Source organism: Burkholderia sp. Bp9099 (assembly GCF_003857805.1).
In the GTDB taxonomy this organism is placed as follows: domain Bacteria; phylum Pseudomonadota; class Gammaproteobacteria; order Burkholderiales; family Burkholderiaceae; genus Burkholderia.
The window spans coordinates 38,582-57,037 of record NZ_QTPU01000008.1; the positions used below are offsets into that span (position 1 = coordinate 38,582).

Genomic DNA, 18,456 nt, shown 5'->3' on the forward strand with positions numbered 1-18,456 from the left:
CGTCGAATCGCGCCGTGCGAGCGACGGCTGCGACCCGTGTCTGCCGCCCGCTATCCCGCTATCGGACCACGGCATCGGCCATCGATTGCGCCTGCGCGACCAGCCGCGGATAAATCCGCTGGGTCCCCACCTGCCTGGCGAAACACGCCTGCCGCCCGTTCTCGGGCACGCGCGCCGCGCCGCACGCCGCGATCGGGCGCAGCGTCACGCCGCGCCACAGGATATAGACGCGTTGGCCCTGCCGGACCGACACGGCCAGCGTGTTCGGCCCGTCCGGCACGCCGTCCTGGCTCTCGCCCAGCAGCCACGCCTTCACCACGCCGTCGGCCGGCTGCCGCTTGACGGGCAACTCGGCGAAGCGAAACGCGGCGGCGTCGTCGCTGAATACGTGCGTGTAAAGCGTTTCGTTGCCGAACATCGCGGCGACGTCGTCGGTCGGCTTGATGCCGGCGTCCGCCGTGCTCGCCCAGGCCTTCAGCAGCGGAACGGTCGTCACGACGAGATGCGTCTTGCCGTCGTCCGACTTGAAGGACAACCCGTCCGGCCCCGGCGGCATCCCGTCGACGGGGCCAACGCTCTGCACCGTGCCCTCGGCCTGCGCGACGAACCCTCTCGCCCTGACCGTGCCAATTAGTTTGGCGAGCCGCGCGTTCACGTCGGCCGTGTACTGCCGGTCGAGGCCCGCCCGATCCTCCATCCGGGCCGCCGCCACGGCCGCCGCGGCCTGCTTCCGATAGGCAAGATACGCATCCGCCGGCGATGCGATCACCTTCGCCCCGACCGCGGCGAGCACCGCCGCGACCGCCACCGCCCCCACCCCGATCTTCAGTCTTGAAATGCGCTTCATTTTTATGACGTCACCGATTCCCGCGCTGACAGCGAAAACGGCTACCGTATCCCCACGGCAGCCGTCCCCCAGAAACGCGTTCATTCTAACGTCGCGCGGACGCTATTCATCTACCTTGAACGCCGATACCAGGCGCGTCAGATCCGCCGCCTGCTGCTTCAGGCTCTCCGCGGCCGCGGCGCTTTCCTCGACCAGCGCCGCGTTCTGCTGCGTCATCTGATCGAGCGACTGCACCGCATCGCCGATCTGGTCGATGCCCGCGCTCTGCTCCAGGCTCGCCTCGGCGATCTCGCTCATCATCGCGCTGACGCCCCGCACCTGCGACACGACATCGCGCATCACCTTCCCGGCCTCGCCGACGAGCCGCGACCCGGTGCTCACCGTCCCCGCACTGTGCTCGATCAGCGCCTTGATCTCCTTCGCCGCCTGCGCGCTGCGCTGCGCGAGGTTCCGCACTTCCGCCGCGACGACCGCGAACCCGCGCCCCTGCTCGCCGGCGCGGGCGGCCTCGACCGCCGCATTCAGCGCGAGGATGTTGGTCTGGAACGAGATGCCGTCGATCATCACGATGATCTCGGCGATCCGCCGCGACGCATCGCTGATCTGCTCCATCGTGGTCACGACTTCGCCCACGACCTGCCCGCCGCGCGTCGCCGTGTCGGCGGCGCCGGTGATCAGCTGCGCGGCCGTCGTCGCGGTTTCGGTGTTGTTGCGCACAACCGCCGTGATTTCCTCCATCGACGAAGCCGTCCGCTCGAGGTTGCCCGACTGCCCTTCGGTGCGTTCGCTGAGGTCGGCATTGCCCGACGCGATCTGCGCGGACCCGGTCGCAATCGACGCGGACGCCGCGCGGATCCGGTGGACGAGCGTCGACAACGACGACACGAAACGGTTGAACGCGTCCGACAGCTGGCCGATCTCGTCCTGGCTTTCGACCGTCATCCGGCGCGTCAGGTCGCCCTGGCCGCTCGCGATGTCCGACAGCAGCGTCGCCGCGCGGCGGATCGGCGCGGCGATCGCACGCCCGACCAGCCAGATCACGACCAGCGCGACGCCGAGGCCCGCGATCGCGGCGACGAGCGCCGCACTGCGAATCGCACGCGTCACCGGCCCGAGCAGTTCGGCCTGCGGCACTTCGACGACCACGTACGCATTCAGCTCCGGAACGAACGATGTCGCGATGAAGCGCGCACCGCCGTCGCCGTCGTAGCTCAGCGTCGCATACGGCTTGCCGGCCAGCAGCGTCGACGATGCGTCGCCGGGCAGGTCCGGTTCGTCCTTCAGGAAGTGCTTGCCGTCGATCAGCGACGCATCGCGATGCATCATGATCGCGCCGTCCGGCCGCACGAGGTACGCAAACCCGGTGTCGCCGATCCGGTATGCGGCGATCCCCTTCGCGAGCGCGTCGACGGACAGGCTCATGCCGGCCGCGCCGATCGGCGCGCCGTCGAGCTCCACCCGGCTGTTGATGAACATCATGTAGCCGCCGGCCGTGACCTCGCGGTCCATGTTCACCTCGTAGGCCTTGCCCGACGCGAGGAAATCCGTCAGCCACCGATCCTTGTCGGTGACCTTCCGCTGCAGGCCGGCTTCGTTGTAGTAGTTGCCGCTCTTCACCGACACCCACTGCACGGACGCCGCCTTCTGCTCGTCCTTCACGTTCTTCGCGAGCTGAATCCAGCTGCGCGTGCCGGCATCGGGCTCGCCGTCGGCCTCCCATTGCAGCAGGAACGCATCGCGCGCAAGGAGGCGCGACGCGGCAATCGGCCCGGCCATCTGCCGCTGCACGTCGGCGCGGATGCCGCTCACGGCCGTCGGCAGCTCCTCGCGGACGACGCGATCGCGCACGGCGTTGCCGATCAGACGGACGCTCAACCCGCTCGAAATCGCGACGAACACGAGCAGGCAACTCGTCATGCTGAGAATCAGCTTGTTCTGAATGGACAGCTTGCGCCAGAAATGCATGGGGAACCCTCGATAACCGCTCGGTCTGAGCCAGCCTGGGTTATCGGCAGGCACGCGCGGAATCGCATCGCCGGGTTCACATGTTCGTCATCCGAGATCCGATATGTCGTCGACGGGCGGCCGTCGCGCACCCGTCGAGATTCGCGCGTTCAATACGCGACGAAGATCGTCACCCGCCGGTTGCGCGCCCGCGCGGCCGCATCGTCGCCCGCGACGAGCGGCTGCGTATCGGCCCGCCCGATCGCGGCGAGCCGGTGCGGCGCGACGCCGCGATCGGCCAGATAGCGCACGACGCTGCCCGCCCGCGCGGACGACAGCTCCCAGTTCGACTCGTATTTCGCGTTCGCGATCGGCACGCTGTCGGTATGCCCTTCGACGAGGATGTCGCCGCTCGCATGCGCGCTCAGCGCCTGCGCGATCTGGCTCAGCACCGGTGTCGCGTCGGGCAGCAAGCGCGCATCGCCGACGTTGAACAGGATCTTCGCGTCGATGCCGATCTCGATGCCGTGCGGCGCGCGCACGAGCGAGATGTGGCCGGCCGCCTTCAGCGCGTCGAGCGATGCGAGCCACGCGGGCATGCGCCCGGTCGCTGCGTCGGGCGCGCTTGCCGTCCCGCCGTCATGCCGCGCAAGCGTCTGATAACGCGCATCGAGCGCGTTGTATTTCGCGAGCTGCAGCACGTACAGCGCGAGAAACAGCACCATCAGCGTCGTGACGAGATCCGCGTAGGAAATCAGCCAGCGCCCGGACTGCGTGCCTTCGGCCTCATCGTCGTCGCGCCCGGCCGCGGCTGAACCCGCACGCGCGCCGTCAGTTCGAGCCGTCATGTCGAAGCTCCCGGTGCGTCATGCGAGCGACTCCGCCGCGCGGCCGCGCACGTCGCCGGTCAGCCGCGTCTCGATCGTGTGAGGCGACTCCTTGCGCGAGATCGCGAGCAAGCCGTCGAGATACAGCTTGCGGAACCGCAGCTCGCTGTCGATCTGCGCGCGCAGCTTGCCGTAGAGCGGCAGGAACACGAGGTTCGCGAACGCGAGGCCGTAGAGCGTCGCGATGAACGCGACCGCGATGCCCGGCCCGAGCTGCGCCGGTTCGAGAATGTGGCTCGTCACCTGCACCAGCCCGAGCACCGAGCCGAGAATGCCGAACGTCGGCGCATAGCCGCCGGCCTGGTGCCAGACGCGCGCGGCCGCGAGGCGGCTGCGCTCGTAGGCGTCGAGCTCGCGCTGCAGCGCGTCCTCGAGCACCGCCGTCGACACGCCGTTCGCGAGCAGTTCGAGCCCGCGCCGCGCGAACGGATGGATGCCGCTCACGTCCATCGATTCGAAGGCGAGCAGCCCGTCGAGCTTCGCGCGATCGCCCCACTCCAGCAGGTCGGTCAGGTGCTTGCGGTCGACTTCCTGCGCGCGCACGAACGCGAGCCGCAGCTGCTTCACCGCATCGAAGAAGCGCGCCCACGTATTCTGGATCATCACCGCGCCGAGCGTGCCGCCGAGCACGATCACGAGCGCTTCGAACTGGAACAACATTGAAAAATGTCCGCCTTCCAGCGCGAAGCCGAACACGATCGCCACGCCGCCGAGCAGCACGCCGGCCAGGGTCAACAGGTCCATGGATGTCTCCGTCGGGTGGGCGTTACGCGGCGGATGTAGCCGGCGGCACGGACGCCGCCGGCGCCTTGGCCGCGCGCACGGCATCGAGCACGCGCCGCTCGATCTCCTCGATCTCGATCGGGTCGAGCTTGAGCTCGCGGCGCATCACCCACGACACCTCGTTGCGCCGCGCTTCCGTCATCACCGAGAACAGCTTGTCGGCCACCGCGCGATCGTCGAGGCTCGCGATCAGCTTCGCGAGATCGTACGTATCGAATGCGCTGATCACGTCGAACAGCGTGCGCTGGTCGACCCCCACGAGATCCTCGAGCGCGCGCACGTCGCCGCCGGCGCGCGGGCTGCGCCGCGAGAAATACGCGACGCCTTTCTGCCCGACGTAACCGAGCACCTTCGACTTGCGGAACGCGAACACCTCGTCGGCGATCTCGCCGTGCGACAGCTTGTTGAGCAGCAGCTTCCGGTCGACGCCGATCAGCGCTTCGAGATCGGCGAGCTCGATCAGCTCCAGCTCGCTGTTGATCGACACGTCGAGATCGTGATCGGCAACCTGCTGCGCGCGATCGACCACGCGCGCAGCATCGAACGTGACGGTCTGGCGCGCATCCGACGACGCCGGGTAATCGGCCGCGCCGCCGGCATGGTCGCCCTGCGCGGCTTCGATCGTGACGAGATTGAGCTTCTCCATGCGGCGCAGCATCGCAAGCACGTGCGGGCGCGAATGGCCGGCAATCGCGCGGCACCGGCGGATCACCTCCGCGAGCGGCACCGACACCTCCGCATGTGCCTGCATCGGCCGCCGCGACCACGCGTCATCGGAGCCGCGCGCGTCGGCGCCCGCCATCAGCGACAGCACGTGCGCATACGACAGCACGCCCGGCATGAAGTCGGCATGCGTATAGGTCGCGAGCTGGTCGTCCTTGCGCTTCACGCGCCGGATCATCGTGCGCACGATGTGGCGAAGCAGCGCCGACACGTGCTCGATTTCCTCGTCGATCGTCGCGGCCGGCACGACCGTGAGCTGGCAGAACGACAGCGCCTTCGCGGTATGCGCGCGCGGCTCGGCGGCGAGCAGCGCCGATTCGCCGAAGAACTCGCCGCGCCCGAGCGTCGCGACGACGACGCGCTTGTCGTCGCAGCGCGTCGACAGCTCGACCTTGCCGTCGGCGATCAGAAAGATGACGGGCTCGCCGGCGAAGCCCTCCGAGTAGATGATCTCGCCGGGCGCGGCCGTACGCGTCCACGATTGCTGACGATTCATGTTGGTTCCCCTGCAGCGCTGGTTGTTGCGGACTGCGCGTCGCATGTCACATGCATGCGATCGGCAGTCATCCCCGTGCCCGTTTAACGTCATCGGCGCCGGCATCCTTTAGCGAAATCCTGCGCGTTACCGACGAAAATCAACGTGAAACGTTTGCGGATTGCCAGCATCGTCAGCAGATTCTTCGATGCGTGCGCTTGCGTGCGGCACCGCCCGTGAGCGGATCACCGCCTGGCCATCGCGAACGATGCGGCCGATCGTGAGCACGGCAGTGTTGACGATGGCGAAGTCGATGTCGATGTCGATGTCGATGTCGATGTCGATGTCGAAGTCGAAGTCGAAGTCGAAGTCGATGCCGAAGCCGAAGCCGAAGCCGAAGCCGAAGCCGATGTCGAAGGCGACCGCGAAGCCGAAGCCGAATCGCAGCGCGTATACCCGAATGCGCCACCACGCCCGGTCGTCAGGAGATTCGCCGTCCGCCGGTCGTCCCGATGCCCGCTTGCGAACGTTTCGGGATGCTGCGTTTTTGATCGCCAGCCAGCCGCGCAGCAATTTCCATTCCGCAGCATCCGCCCCCTTATTGCGCATATCGTCCGATAATTACCTTTTATTTTCGTCTAAAATCGCGCTTCTTCTTACCTTAGGACGGAACCGAAGTTTTGATTAAACTGACGAAAACCATCTCACGCACGGCCATTGCCGCATGCGTTGCTTATGCCGGGCTGATGCCCTTGTCCCAAACCGCCAACGCCCAGGTCGAACCGCTGAAGAATCCGGTCTACGGCGTCACGCTCGATGACCTGACGAAACTGGATGCGATCATCGCGTCGCTGCAGAACCTGCCGTACCGACCGACGGTGCGCGTCGTGTTCGATCCGGGCACGTCGGCCGCCGACTACTACGCACCGCTGCTGCGCCTGCACTCGGTCGCATACGTGATGGGCGAAGTCTACGATTCGTACTATTTCCCGACGGATATCACGACGTACAAGGCGCGCACGCAGGAACTGGTGTCGCAGCTGAAGAACACGGTCGACGTGTGGGAAATCGCCAACGAAATCAACGGCGAATGGTTGCGCAACGATCCGAGCGGCACGAACACCGTGGTCAATGCGGAAGAACAGCAGATCGGCCAGATGGTCGCCGCGGCCAACACGATCGTCAAATCGAACGGCGGCAAGACCGCGATCACGCTGTACTACAACGACGACAGCAAGGGCAACAACTGCTGGGAGAAGCCGCAGGATTACTGGAAGACGTGGCCGACCGCGTTCCTGCCCGCAACGGTTCGCCAGCAGGCCGACTACGCGCTGTTCAGCTACTACCCGTACCAGGATTGCCCGGGGCTGAATCCGTCGTGGAAAAACGACTTCGCGGCGCTGGAAAGCATCTTCCCGAACGCGAAGGTCGGCTTCGGCGAAATCGGCACGTCGGATATCGCGGCGCCGGCGTCGGTGCAGCAGAACCTGATCAAGACCTACTACCCGATGGTCAACAGCATGACCGATCCGCGTTTCATCGGCGGATTCTTCTGGTGGAACTACGTCGAGCAGATGCTTCCGTATTCGACTAGCTCGTACTTCCAGCTGCTGCGTCAAACGATCATCACGCTCAAGTCGCCCAGCTGATCGGCCTCACCATCGAGTCGCCTGATCGTCAGCGCAGTTGCTCAGAACCACAATGTCGCGCGTACCACGAGACCACGTGCGCGTGCCGCTGACGTCAACCCGAACCGGTATTGCACCGTCACGTCGAGATAGCTCGCCGGCGCGGTATACCTGCCTTCGCGAAACCAGTACCTGAACTGAACCCCTGGCCCCGCACCGATTGCCGTCTTGTCAGGCTGACGGTTGTCGTGATCGCCCGCCACCGCGGCGTGCGGGTAGACGGTCAGCCGGTCGCTGATCATCGGCAAGCGCCACGTGTGCCCGTAACGCAACTCCGAATAGATGATGTAACGCCCGGCATTGATGAAGTACGCACCTTCTACATAGGCCTGCCAGCTGCGCCAGCTCGGTTCGGTGACCCGCAGGTCGGTGCCCGCCTCCGACGAGTAACCCAGGCGCATCAGCCAGTCCGTCATCGACAGGCTGCCGATATGGAACAACCGCTCGGCGGTCACCACCACGTTCTGATCGGGTATCGGCTTGTAGCGCACGCCCACCGACCCCTGCACGGTCGGCATGCCGGTCACGTTGCCCGTGCCGTCGTAGGCCGTGCCGTATCCCCGCACGAAGAACTGAAGAATGCGGCCGTTCCGATAGCCGATCTTCGGCGGCTGCCAATACGCCTCGATACCCGGCTGGAGCACGCTGATCGTGCCTTGCGGGCCGAATGCGGCCGACTGGTATGGCGCACTCAGCACGAAACCCCAGGTGCGCTCGAGTTGCTCGACCTCCCGCCGATAGCCGAACTTGCGCTGCGCGTCGAACGCATGTTCGTTTTCGTCGGCGTCGAGACTCTGCTCGAACATCTGGACGGACTGCTCGTTCAATCCGATCCGCTTGGCCGCATAGCCGGCGTCCGCGTAGTTCATCGCGTTGCCGGCGCCACCGGCGAAACCTTCCTGAAATGCGTCGAGCGCCTCGCGATCCTTGTGCTCGCGCAGGAGATCATAGGCGTGCTGCAAGGTCCGTTGCGCGGTATCGTCCACCGGCACCTCGGGCTGCTGATCGGCTTGCCGCGCCTGTGCCGCGATCGACGCGGCCATGCTCCGCTCGGCATCGGTCGATGCGTCGCCGGCCGCCAGCTCGGCCACGCGGAGCGCGCTGTCGTGGTCGCCCGCCTGCAAGCTCATCTGCGCGATACGCAACTGAATCACGGCCGATTTTTCATCAGCCAGCGGCGCCAGCGCGACGCCGGCCTCGTGCGGACGCTTCGCCGCGAGCGCACTGTCCGACCACGCGAGGCGCAAGTTGCGCTGCTGCTCCTTGCTCCAGTTTCCAGTCGCGACGGCCGCCGCGAAATTGCTGCACGCGACGTCGTAGCGCATCTGCCGCTGCGCCAGATAGCCATGCTGCGCCAGTACCGCCGCACTTTTCGGAAAACGAACGCTCAGCGATTCCAGCAGCGCGTCCGCTTCGTCGACTTTCCCTTCGCGCCGGTACACATCCACGAGCAACAGCCCGAGTTGCTCGCTTCCCGGCTGAATCTTGAGGGCGCGCAACGCGTACGCTTCCGCGCGGGGCAGGTCGCCTGCGTTGATCGCCTTGTAGGCGCCATCGGCGAGCCGATAGGCTTTGGGGTTGAGCTGCTGGGCGGCGGATGCCGGCGCCTGCCAGGCGAGCGACAGGGCAATGGCCAGCGCGCTCAAGCGTGCGCAGCGCTTGAGGCCGGCCGCGATCGGACGTGTCGAGCGCTTCATGCCTGTTCTCCCGACGGCTTTTTCACCGGCACTGCCTGCTGCGTCGCGCCGTCGCCGTCGCGCAGCCGCGCGATTTCGACGAAGCGCGAATGCCGGCCGAGTTCGGCGGCGATCTCCGCATCGCAGGCAATGAAATAGGCGACGTTCGTTCGGGCGCCGCGCCGCACGACGTCCTGTTCGTCCTGCGTGAGCGGCCGCCCGACCGCGACGTTCAGCGTCCCGTCGGCGGCGGTCGAAAACGGAACGGCACGATACGCGTACTGCAGCTCGAATGCCAGCGAGTCCGCGAAGTGGCCCACCGCGACGTTGCCCAGGCTCACCCGCGGCAGATCCGCCTGCTCGGCGATCGCATCCGCCAGCGATTCGGTGGACAACGCACTGCCTTCGAGCAACAGTTCACCCAGCCGCTTGCCGCATGTCAGTTGCCGCTCGAGGCCGTCCTCCAGTTGCGCCGGGGAAACCACGCCCCAGCCGACCAGGATCTCGCCGATCTTGCGGCGCGCCTTCCCGAGTTCCTCGTTGGACAGGTATGTGTGACTGGTCTTGTCCCATGCGATTGGCCTGCCGCTCACCAGGTGGCCGACATAGATGCGCCACGCGCGACTCACCGCGCAGAAATTGATCAGGTTGTTGACGAACATCCTCGGGATCGAGAGCAGCCCCTGGAGCAGGCCGTTCAGCTTGCTGACGAAGTAGAAACGCTGTCCGGCACGGGCGAACAGCATGAGGGTGTTGACCCACAGCAGCGGCGTGACCCAGGCACCGGCCGTCACGAGTTGAGCGCTGGCGGGAATGACGTGACCGGCTTTCTGAAGCGCGGAAAGCAACACGAAGTTGAGCAGCACGCCATAGGCAATCACCGAAAACAGCGACGTCACGATGCCCTTGCGATCGTGGAAGAACATGTAGCGGGTGAGGAAGTCGCCCTTCCAGCCGAGTTGCTCCCAGCCTTGAAACGCGATGCCGAGAATCCAGCGCGCGCGCTGCCGGTAGGCGGTGCGGAATGTCTTGGGAAAGTACTCGCGCGTGGCCAGCAGGTTTCGACCGGCGGCACCGTCCTTTGCGCGCTTGCCGCCGGCATCGCGCACGATGTCCGAAAGCGGCGTGCGGGCGAAGGTTTCCTTCATGCCGAGGTCTCTCAACCGGAAGCTGAAGTCATAGTCCTCGGTCAGCGAACGCGTGTTGAACGGGCCGCCGTCGCGCGCCTTCATCGCGGCTTCGATCGCACGCCGGCTGTAGCACGACGCAACACCCGCGCCCGGGACGATACCGGTCAAGCGTGCCCGCACCGGCACGTCCTTCTGGTGCGTTTCGCTGAAATCGTCGAGATAGCAGCCGGCGACGAACTCGTTCCATTTCCGGGGCAACGACAGCACCGGAAGCTGGACCAGATCGCTCTCCGCCACCGCATGGTTGAGGTACTTGAGTTCGACCGGATGAATGACATCTTCGCAGTCGTGCATGACGACGCCCGCGAACTGAATATGATGGACCGCTTCGTAACGCAGGATCGCCTCGAGAATCCAGTTGAGGCAGTCCGCCTTGCAGGTCGGCCCGTCGTTCATGACCGTGGCACGCGTCACCCTGCCCGGATACCGGCGGACCATCCGTTCGACTTCCGCCGTGGTTTCGGCGTCGTTGTGATAGGTGCCGACGAAGATGACATACCGCTCGTACTCGATGGTCGCCAGCGTGTTTTCGATCATCTTGGCGATCACGTCGTACTCTTTCCATGCCGGCACCATGAGTGCCAGATGGCGCTCTTCCAGCGCGCGCAGCATGCCGATGTCGACGGTCTGCGATTTCTCGCGACGCAGGATGCGCCCGATTTCGAATGACCAGTAACAGCCATCCAGCGTCAGGTCATCCAGCGTGCTGACCAGGATGACGAGGGCGGTCACAATGGCGACAAGGTTGAGTGCATATAAATACGCACTCCATATCATATTATCCATTACCTTTCCGCGATTTTCGTCCGTCTGTATTTCTTCCTTCGTACGAACGGAAGACGAAACCGCCCCGTCCCCGTCGACCCCGTCACGTCCACTCCTGCGGCTAACGCCGCATCCGTTCTCGTCGTTCTCAAAAGACTCGAGGCTGCCTGGAGCGCTATTGATACGACCACGCAACATCACCAAAAATGCAACGTGTTCAGTGGATGACTTTTGACAGCCGGTTTCCCCGCTTGCTTGCGTTCGTCCCTGCGTGCGCCGGCGCTTGCAGCGCCCCCCCGATCCAGCGCTACGCAGTGCGCCCCATACACCGTCTTTTCGATACACAGCGCTTCAAGCAAGTCGTGCGCCATCGTCCACCACCCTTGCGCCTTCCGGGTACCGGGCGTGTGCCGCACACGATCGGCGAATCGAAACCGAGCCAAATGTTTCAGTGCTGAAACATGCGGACCGGCGTTCCGAATATGAGACGTTTGGCAGGTTCTCTACCCGCGCCCCCGATCATCGCGACCGGAGCGCGTCACGCGATTCCGTCGATCCTGGACGGACGGATCGACGATGAAACCGAAAATCCGGTGCCCCGGTCGCCGTTGGATGGATGCGCCGCCGGCTCGGTTGCCGCGTTGCCGTGGGCGGAACGAAACACGCAACCGGTTTCACCTGAATCGCTCAAACAGACGTTACGCGTTCGTCGGACCCAATTTCCGAAACCGGTCGCGTTGCATGCGTGAAACGTTTATCGAGACAATTTCGGACCGTCTCGACGCGCCGATTTTGGCGTCCCGGCCCGGTGTCCATTTGCGGCGGATGGTACAGAACTAGCTTGAAAGCCAACTGTCCGGTTTCGTTTCATTAACCGGGGTATTAAACGCAAAAAATAACGACATAACACCCGATTCTAAATCGGGCAATGGGGCGTGCTCGTTTCGTTAACGAGAATCCAATTTGCATATCAAAGGATGAAAATCATGCCCTCGCATCGCAATCGATTTTTTCGAATCGGGTTGAGCACCGTTGGGCTACTCCTTGCATTGAGTCCCGCGCTCGTCATCACCAGCGCGGTTCAGCATGCGAGTGCGCAGCAGACGAACCAGTCGTCCGGCGGCAAGATCAAGCCCCCGCCATTGCCAAACGGCTCTGCCCAAGTCAACGTGAAACCCGGCATGTCCGATGAGGATTGGGACAAGGCATACAAGGAGACGGGGCGCCCGAAGTTCAGCAGAAATTCCGTCAAGAAGCACGGCGGCAACGTCGAACGCGACTAGGGAGATACGGCCATGAAAAAGATCTTGATCGTCATAGCCCTGCTTGCCGGACTCGCGCAAATGACATTGCCGGGCACGGCGCACGCGCAGACCACGACCGCACATACGCTCGTGTTATACGACAACCCGGCCAACGACCCGTTTTCGAAGCTCGGCCTGATGTACAGCATCATGTTGAGGAACCTGCTCGGCCACTTCAATACGACCGTCGACCTGGTACCGATACAGAACTACACGTCCGGCATGATCGGGAGCCACGACGCCACGTTCTATATCGGCGACTACTACAACAACCCGATTCCGACGGCGTTCATGAGCGACGTGATGACCGCCACGAAAACCGTGGTCTGGTTCAAGTACAACCTGTGGCAGCTCGCGTGGAACACGGCCTATACGTTCAACCAGACCTTCGGATTCAGCTTCCTGGGCCTTGCTGGGATGAACGCGACGCCTTCGTCGAGCAATCCGAATCCCGGCTTCTACGACACCGTCACGTACAAGAACCTGGCGATGGTCAAGTACTACGCGTTCGACGCGTCGACCGGCGCCATCAACGCGGACCCGGATGTCGGCCTGACCCAGGTTCTCGATGCCACCAAGGCGCAAGTGCTCGTCACCATCAAGAACAGCAAGAGCGGCGCAACGACGCCCTACGTCATGCGCTCCGGCAAGTTCTGGTACTTCGCGGACATGCCGTTCTCCTACATCGGCCCGACGGATCGCTACCTGGTGATATGCGACATCCTGCACGACATCCTGCAGACCAATGCACCGGTGAATCATCGTGCGCTGGTCCGCCTCGAGGATCTGGACGCATTCACGACGACGAGCTCGATGAGGCAGCTGTCGGACTATCTGTACTCGAAGAGGATCAAGTTCACGATGGCGACCATTCCGTTGTATACCGACCCGAACGGATATTACAACGGCGGCGTGCCGGAGACGATTCACCTCGCACAGGCAACGGGCCTCAAGAGCGGGTTGAACTACGCGCTCCTGCGTGGCGGCTCGATCGTGATGCACGGCTATACGCATCAGTATGACTCGACGCCGAATCTTCAGAATGCGGTGAGCGGCAGCGACTTCGAGTTCTGGTACGCAGTCCAGAATCGTCCTGTCGACGAGGACTCGGTGCAATGGGCGAAAGGCAGAATGGCCGACGGCCTGCTCGAGTTCACGCTCAATGGCTACAAGATCGTCGGCTGGGCTGCGCCGCAGTACCAGATGTCGCCGATGGCATCAACGGCCACGGCGCAGACGTTCCCGACCACGTTCCAGCGGGCCGTCTACTACACGTCGACCAATCCGCAGATCGGGACGGGCGCGCCCAACCAGGACTTTTCTGCCGGGCAATTCTTCCCGTACATCATCAACTCCGATTACTACGGGCAACGAATCATTCCGGAGAACCTGGGCAGCCTTCAATACAACATCTGCAGTAAAGACCCGTTCTCGTGCATCACGTACACGTGGCAGCAAATCGTCACCAACGCGCAATACGGTCTGGCGGTGCGGGACGGCTTCGCGTCGTTCTTCTTCCATCCGTACTGGCTCGAGCCCGATCTCGGACTGCCCGCCTTCCAGGACTTCCAGAGTATCGTGACGGGCATCACGAATCTCGGCTACACATGGGCGGACGGCACGACGGCCAAGTGACGCGAGCCGGTGGAAGCCTCGTGCGACCCGCAGCAGCAAGGCGGGTCGCACGTTTGCATGTGATCGGCTACGATGTCGCGCAGGAATGCTTCCGGGGAGGCCGCGATGATCACGTACGCCATCCCGGCCTTGCGCGGGATTCGACTGCGTCTGGGCCGGTTCCGGCACGCAAGCCGGCCACGCCGGCGCGCGCGCGCGCCGCGTTCGTCCCGCGCGGCGATGCTCGCGGCCGTCGGGGCATCGCTCGCCGTGGCCGCGTGCAGCTGGACGGCGCATGACGTGCATGCCGACGGAATCGTCTGGCAGGTAGACAACGCGACGACGAATCCCGTCGGGAACTGGCAACAGCTCGGCGTGCACGATCTGTTGATCCAGTGGAGCGTCGTCGACGATACCGCGTACGTGCCCGACGCCGGCATCCGTCCCGCGGCACACCTTCCCGACTGGGGGCGCATCGGCCGCGAACCCTGGGCCAGAAACGTCATCCTGGGCCTCGCCGGTTACCAGGATGAAAAGCGAGCACGCACCCATCTGTCGACACTCGCGGACCAGTCCCTGGCGGTAGCGCGCACGCACGTCCCGCTGAATGTCACCGGCTACTACTTCCCGGTCGAAATCGACCCGACCTGGCAGGACGCGCCAAAGCTGGCCGATATCCTGAAGCGACTGCCGCGTCCGCTGTGGGTGAGCGTCTACGACCAGACCAATATCGGCGGGAAGGCGCTGGCGGACTGGCTCGTGTCGTGGCTGCCGTCGGACGTCGGGGTGTTCTTCCAGGACGGCTGCGGCGTCTATGCGCGCGAACCCTACGTCGCGCGCGCCTATGTCGACGAGCTGACCTCGCGCCTCGGAAAGCAACGTGTGCGGGTAATCGCGGAGGCCTTCCGGCCCGCCGAGCACGGGGGATTCCGGGCGGCCAGCGCCGACGAATTGAGCAGGCAGCTGACAACCTACCGTGGCTATCAAGTCTATCTGTTCGATGGCCCGCACTATGTGTCGGACAACCTCACACGCGAACTCCTCACGCGTCCGGCCAAGCCACCCGCGGCCGAGCCGGCCAAAACGAGTCCCTGATCCTGCTGCGCCGTGCTGCAATGCGGGGAGCGAGCCTCAGGGTGCCCGGCAACAGGTAAGCAACGCCCCGCCGAAACGGCGGGGCGCGATGCCCGACAGATGCTGCGCGGGCAATGCGCGAGCAGGACACGCGCGGCCGCATCGACGATTCGTTTCGATGCACGTGCCGGTCATCCGGTTGAACGCGCGAAGGTGCGTTGCAGGTCAGAACTCCATGTCGAGTTCGTCGATGTCTTCGTGCTCCGCCTTCGCGGCATCGATCCACTCCGCCACGAACGGATGCGCGAGCATGCGCATGCAGTACTCGGCGATATCGGGTTCGAGTTTCACGTCGTACGTCAGGAATCGCGTGACGACCGGCGCGTACATCGCATCGGCGATGCCGATCTGCTCGCCGAACAGCCAGGGGCCGCCATACGCAGCCAGACACGTGCGCCAGATCGTCACGATGCGCTCGATGTCGTGCTGCGCACGCGACCAGATCCGGAAGCCGGGAAAATGCGCACGCAGGTTCATCGGCAGCGCGGAGCGCAGCGCACTGAAACCGGAATGCATCTCGCCGCAGATCGACCGGCAATGCGCGCGCGCACGCCGGTCGTCGGGCAGCAGCCGCGCCTGCGGCCGGATTTCGTTCAGGTATTCGGCGATCGCGAGCGTGTCCCATACCGTGCTGCCGTCGTGCGTCAGGCACGGCACGAGAATCGACGGCGACAGCAGCAGCAGTTCCGCGCGCGATGCCGCATCGATCGGCACGCTGATCGTCTCGAACGCGAGCCCGCTCAGCTTCGCGAGCAGCCAGCCGCGCATCGACCACGACGAGTAATTGCGGCTGCTGATGGTCAACGTCGTCTGTCCGGTAACGTCCATGTCGTTCCCCTGCTGATTGCCGTTCGTACCCCTGCACCGAAAGCACGCACCGCGCCGTGCGAAGCGCACCACGCCTGTGCGAAGCATTCGCCGAAGTGGCGCAGCGCGCTGCCCGGGGCAGCGACACATCGAGTACGCCGAGCCTCGTTGGCAACGGCGGCGCATCGCATTCGGTCGTCGGGCCCCACGCGCCGCATGCATCGCCGCATGAGGCGCCGCGCGCGTCGCCACGCGTATCGCCGCATTCGCAAACCGCGTGCAACGCGCGTGCCAGCCGCACGCTGGCATACGGCTTGCCTCGCTCGACGTAACGCGACGCAACGAACGACGGCCATGAACCTGCTTGCCTATCCCTTCTACCAATGGTCTGCCGAATGCCTGCGTCCGGCGCGCGCATGGGCGGCCGCCACGCGCGCGACGATGTCGCTGTGGCCGCCCGCCACGTCGACCCCGACGGGCCGCATGGTCGACGCGCTGTGCGAACTGCTCGAATGCTGCGCGTTCTCGCACCGGCGTCCGGCGTTCGGCATCGCGTCGACCGTCGTCGACGGCGAAGTGGTGCCGATCGTCGAGGAAGCCGCGGCGGCCACGCCGTTCGGCACGCTGCTGCATTTCCGCAAGGCGCGGCCGGTGGCGCGCCAGCCTCGCGTGCTGATCGTCGCGCCGATGTCCGGGCATTTCGCGACGCTGCTGCGCGGCACGGTCAGCACGATGCTGGCCGATCACGACGTGTACATCACCGACTGGCACAACCCGCGCGACATCCCGCTCGCGGCGGGCCGCTTCGGCTTCGACGAATACGTCGGGCACGTGATCGATTTCATTCGCCACATCGGCCCGGATGCGCACGTGCTCGCGATCTGCCAGCCGACCGTCGCCGCGCTTTCGGCGGTCGCGCTGATGGCCGCCGCCGGCGATCCCGCCCAACCCGCGAGCCTGACGTTGATGGCGGGGCCGATCGACTGCCGCGTGAATCCGACGAAGGTCAACGCACTCGCCACGAGCCGGCCGATCGAATGGTTCGCGCGCAACCTGATCAGCGTGGTGCCGGCCGGCTTCGTCGGGGCGCAGCGCTGCGTGTATCCGGGCTTCGTGCAGGTCGGTGCGTTCATGTCGATGAATCCCGACCGCCATGCGGCGTCGTTTTCCGACCTGTACTACGAGCGCGCGAAAGGCGACCCCGCGAAGGCCGACACGCTGCGCCACTTCTACGACGAATACTTCGCGACGGCCGACCTCACCGCGGAGTTCTACCTGGAGACGGTCGAGAAGGTATTCCAGCAATACGCGCTCGCGCGCGGCGAGCTGACGGTCGGCGACCGGCTGGTGGAACCGGCCGCGATCCACCGCACCGCGCTGTTGACGATCGAGGGCGAGAAGGACGACATCTGCGCCGTGGGCCAGACGGTGGCCGCGCAGGAGCTGTGTTCGGGATTGCCGCCGTACCTGAAAACGCACCACGTGCAGACGGGCGCGGGCCATTATGGCGTGTTCAACGGCGGCCGCTGGGAAACGCAGATCTATCCGATCGTGCGCGCGACGATCCACGACAACGAGCCGTACGATCGCACCGCCGCCACGGACGGCAGCGCGAGCGGCGCGCACTACGTGACGCTGCGGGCGTTGCTCGACGCGCGCGCGGCCGGTCGCGACGCGACGGCGGCCGCGGCGCCATCCGATCACGTGCACTGAGCCCGCGCGGGATGGCAACGCTCGGTGCGGCACACCGGCGTTGCGCTCGAATCGCCCCGCCCGCACGGCGGGGCGCGGTGCCGTGCAGTGCGCGGGCGGCAACGCCCGCGCGTTCCGCCGGTGTTACGAACAGGCCTTGCCGTGCGACGCGTGGTAGCCCTTCGCCTTCGCATCGGCTTCCGACATATAGCTGCCGTGCTTCGTCTTGCCGTAGTACTTGTCGGTCGAGCAATGGTAGACCTTCGTGCTGTCGTTGGCCCACACCTTGCCCGCGCCGCCGCCGGGCGCCGCCGCGGCGGTCGTCGCGGGCGCGCTCTTCGCCGGGGCGGCGCCGGATGCGGCGGAAGCGACAGCCGCGCTCGCGGGGGCCGCGGCCGGTGCGCTCGCCGCGGCTGCCGACGCTGCGCCATACCACGTCTTCACGCCCTTGTGGCCGGCGCACGCGCCCTTCTTCGACGCGCCCGAGTAGAACGAGCCGTCCTTGCACAGCCCGGTCGTACCGGCCGGCGCGCTGGCCGGAACCTGTGCGAACGCACCGATCGACACACCCATGCCGGCGACGAGCGCGGCGATCAACATCGTCTTTTTCATGATCCTCTCCTGATTTGCCTGAACGGGAAAAGCGTCCCGACGCTTTGCCGGGAATAACGCGTCGCGGGTCAACGGACCCAGCGGCACACGCGGTGATGGTGGTGATCGAAATGGCACACGCGGTGCGAATGGGCTTCGGCCAGCGCCGGCACGAGGGTGGCACAGGCGACGGCCGTCACGGTCAGGATCTTCGCGATGCGGGTCATGGACATTCTCCTGGGTAGGCCAGCCGGTGGTCCGGCTGTTACGTCCTTAACGCCGGTCGCCGACGCGCCGTGCACCGCACCTGCATCGAATTGACGATCTTTGACACGG

16 protein-coding genes are annotated in these 18,456 nt (G+C 65.2%); 5 read left to right on the top strand and 11 right to left on the bottom strand.

What is annotated here, in order from left to right:
- Positions 1-58: 58 nt before the first annotated feature.
- The 6 genes from DIE17_RS10660 to DIE17_RS10685 all read right to left on the bottom strand — a co-directional run bounded on the left by DIE17_RS10660 (position 59) and on the right by DIE17_RS10685 (position 6,232).
- Positions 59-847, bottom strand: coding sequence for a hypothetical protein (locus tag DIE17_RS10660; RefSeq protein WP_124667657.1), 789 nt, complete (start codon positions 845-847; stop codon positions 59-61).
- A 102-nt stretch (positions 848-949) separates the two neighbouring features.
- Positions 950-2,812 carry a methyl-accepting chemotaxis protein gene (locus DIE17_RS10665; protein WP_124645988.1) on the bottom strand — a complete coding sequence of 621 codons (1,863 nt, stop codon included), beginning with the start codon at positions 2,810-2,812 and terminating at the stop codon, positions 950-952.
- Between the two features lie 149 nt (positions 2,813-2,961).
- Positions 2,962-3,639: an OmpA family protein gene (locus DIE17_RS10670; protein WP_124645987.1), complete on the bottom strand. Its 678-nt coding sequence runs from the start codon at positions 3,637-3,639 to the stop codon at positions 2,962-2,964.
- An 18-nt stretch (positions 3,640-3,657) separates the two neighbouring features.
- Positions 3,658-4,422 (bottom strand): flagellar motor protein, encoded by a 765-nt coding sequence (locus DIE17_RS10675; RefSeq protein ID WP_044847579.1) that lies wholly within the window; start codon positions 4,420-4,422, stop codon positions 3,658-3,660.
- Between the two features lie 22 nt (positions 4,423-4,444).
- Complete coding sequence (locus DIE17_RS10680; RefSeq protein ID WP_124645986.1) at positions 4,445-5,680, bottom strand: Crp/Fnr family transcriptional regulator; 1,236 nt, start codon at positions 5,678-5,680, stop codon at positions 4,445-4,447.
- Positions 5,681-5,806: 126 nt separating this feature from the next.
- On the bottom strand, positions 5,807-6,232 hold the full coding sequence (locus DIE17_RS10685) for a hypothetical protein (RefSeq protein ID WP_124920795.1): 426 nt from the start codon (positions 6,230-6,232) through the stop codon (positions 5,807-5,809).
- Positions 6,233-6,405: 173 nt separating this feature from the next.
- Here DIE17_RS10685 and DIE17_RS10690 point away from each other — a divergent pair, with 173 nt between their 5' ends.
- Complete coding sequence (locus DIE17_RS10690) at positions 6,406-7,308, top strand: hypothetical protein (RefSeq protein WP_260426195.1); 903 nt, start codon at positions 6,406-6,408, stop codon at positions 7,306-7,308.
- Between the two features lie 41 nt (positions 7,309-7,349).
- On the opposite strand, the gene DIE17_RS10695 is transcribed toward DIE17_RS10690, so the two are convergent.
- The gene (locus tag DIE17_RS10695; RefSeq protein ID WP_124488789.1) at positions 7,350-9,044 is read right to left on the bottom strand and encodes a bacteriophage N4 adsorption protein A; all 1,695 of its coding nucleotides are present in this window, start codon (positions 9,042-9,044) and stop codon (positions 7,350-7,352) included.
- Positions 9,041-10,999 carry a glycosyl transferase family protein gene (locus DIE17_RS10700; RefSeq protein ID WP_124645983.1) on the bottom strand — a complete coding sequence of 653 codons (1,959 nt, stop codon included), beginning with the start codon at positions 10,997-10,999 and terminating at the stop codon, positions 9,041-9,043. The genes DIE17_RS10695 and DIE17_RS10700 overlap by 4 nt, the downstream gene beginning before the upstream one ends.
- A gap of 956 nt (positions 11,000-11,955) precedes the next feature.
- Between DIE17_RS10700 and DIE17_RS10705 the strand changes: the two genes are divergently transcribed.
- The 3 genes from DIE17_RS10705 (at position 11,956) to DIE17_RS10715 (ending at position 14,991) form a co-directional block, all read left to right on the top strand.
- Positions 11,956-12,261 carry a hypothetical protein gene (locus tag DIE17_RS10705; protein WP_235879201.1) on the top strand — a complete coding sequence of 102 codons (306 nt, stop codon included), beginning with the start codon at positions 11,956-11,958 and terminating at the stop codon, positions 12,259-12,261.
- A 12-nt stretch (positions 12,262-12,273) separates the two neighbouring features.
- Positions 12,274-13,917 (top strand): DUF2334 domain-containing protein, encoded by a 1,644-nt coding sequence (locus DIE17_RS10710; RefSeq protein ID WP_124520336.1) that lies wholly within the window; start codon positions 12,274-12,276, stop codon positions 13,915-13,917.
- A 105-nt stretch (positions 13,918-14,022) separates the two neighbouring features.
- Positions 14,023-14,991: a hypothetical protein gene (locus DIE17_RS10715; RefSeq protein WP_124645982.1), complete on the top strand. Its 969-nt coding sequence runs from the start codon at positions 14,023-14,025 to the stop codon at positions 14,989-14,991.
- A gap of 204 nt (positions 14,992-15,195) precedes the next feature.
- Here the strand turns inward: DIE17_RS10715 and DIE17_RS10720 are convergent, their stop codons facing one another.
- Positions 15,196-15,858, bottom strand: a complete 663-nt coding sequence (locus tag DIE17_RS10720; protein ID WP_124645981.1) for a glutathione S-transferase family protein — start codon at positions 15,856-15,858, stop codon at positions 15,196-15,198.
- A gap of 333 nt (positions 15,859-16,191) precedes the next feature.
- On the opposite strand from DIE17_RS10720, the gene DIE17_RS10725 reads away from it, so the two are divergent.
- Positions 16,192-17,550: a polyhydroxyalkanoate depolymerase gene (locus DIE17_RS10725; RefSeq protein WP_124667648.1), complete on the top strand. Its 1,359-nt coding sequence runs from the start codon at positions 16,192-16,194 to the stop codon at positions 17,548-17,550.
- Positions 17,551-17,673: 123 nt separating this feature from the next.
- Here DIE17_RS10725 and DIE17_RS10730 read toward each other — a convergent pair whose 3' ends face one another.
- Entirely contained in the window at positions 17,674-18,141 is a 468-nt protein-coding gene (locus tag DIE17_RS10730; RefSeq protein WP_044848073.1) for a DUF3761 domain-containing protein, read from the bottom strand.
- Positions 18,142-18,209: 68 nt separating this feature from the next.
- Positions 18,210-18,347 carry an HHHH-motif protein gene (locus tag DIE17_RS37345; protein WP_185500349.1) on the bottom strand — a complete coding sequence of 46 codons (138 nt, stop codon included), beginning with the start codon at positions 18,345-18,347 and terminating at the stop codon, positions 18,210-18,212.
- Positions 18,348-18,456: the final 109 nt, after the last annotated feature.

Excerpts from the sequence above, each read along its gene's own strand:
- DIE17_RS10725 (WP_124667648.1), top strand. The coding sequence starts at position 16,192 with ATGAACCTGCTTGCCTATCCCTTCTACCAATGGTCTGCCGAATGCCTG.
- DIE17_RS10695 (WP_124488789.1), bottom strand. The coding sequence starts at position 9,044 with ATGAAGCGCTCGACACGTCCGATCGCGGCCGGCCTCAAGCGCTGCGCA.
- DIE17_RS10680 (WP_124645986.1), bottom strand. The coding sequence starts at position 5,680 with ATGAATCGTCAGCAATCGTGGACGCGTACGGCCGCGCCCGGCGAGATC.
- DIE17_RS10670 (WP_124645987.1), bottom strand. The coding sequence starts at position 3,639 with ATGACGGCTCGAACTGACGGCGCGCGTGCGGGTTCAGCCGCGGCCGGG.
- DIE17_RS10700 (WP_124645983.1), bottom strand. The coding sequence starts at position 10,999 with ATGGATAATATGATATGGAGTGCGTATTTATATGCACTCAACCTTGTC.
- DIE17_RS10710 (WP_124520336.1), top strand. The coding sequence starts at position 12,274 with ATGAAAAAGATCTTGATCGTCATAGCCCTGCTTGCCGGACTCGCGCAA.
- DIE17_RS10690 (WP_260426195.1), top strand. The coding sequence starts at position 6,406 with ATGCCCTTGTCCCAAACCGCCAACGCCCAGGTCGAACCGCTGAAGAAT.
- DIE17_RS10660 (WP_124667657.1), bottom strand. The coding sequence starts at position 847 with ATGAAGCGCATTTCAAGACTGAAGATCGGGGTGGGGGCGGTGGCGGTC.
- DIE17_RS10730 (WP_044848073.1), bottom strand. The coding sequence starts at position 18,141 with ATGAAAAAGACGATGTTGATCGCCGCGCTCGTCGCCGGCATGGGTGTG.
- DIE17_RS10720 (WP_124645981.1), bottom strand. The coding sequence starts at position 15,858 with ATGGACGTTACCGGACAGACGACGTTGACCATCAGCAGCCGCAATTAC.
- DIE17_RS37345 (WP_185500349.1), bottom strand. The coding sequence starts at position 18,347 with ATGACCCGCATCGCGAAGATCCTGACCGTGACGGCCGTCGCCTGTGCC.
- DIE17_RS10715 (WP_124645982.1), top strand. The coding sequence starts at position 14,023 with ATGATCACGTACGCCATCCCGGCCTTGCGCGGGATTCGACTGCGTCTG.
- DIE17_RS10675 (WP_044847579.1), bottom strand. The coding sequence starts at position 4,422 with ATGGACCTGTTGACCCTGGCCGGCGTGCTGCTCGGCGGCGTGGCGATC.
- DIE17_RS10705 (WP_235879201.1), top strand. The coding sequence starts at position 11,956 with ATGAAAATCATGCCCTCGCATCGCAATCGATTTTTTCGAATCGGGTTG.
- DIE17_RS10665 (WP_124645988.1), bottom strand. The coding sequence starts at position 2,812 with ATGCATTTCTGGCGCAAGCTGTCCATTCAGAACAAGCTGATTCTCAGC.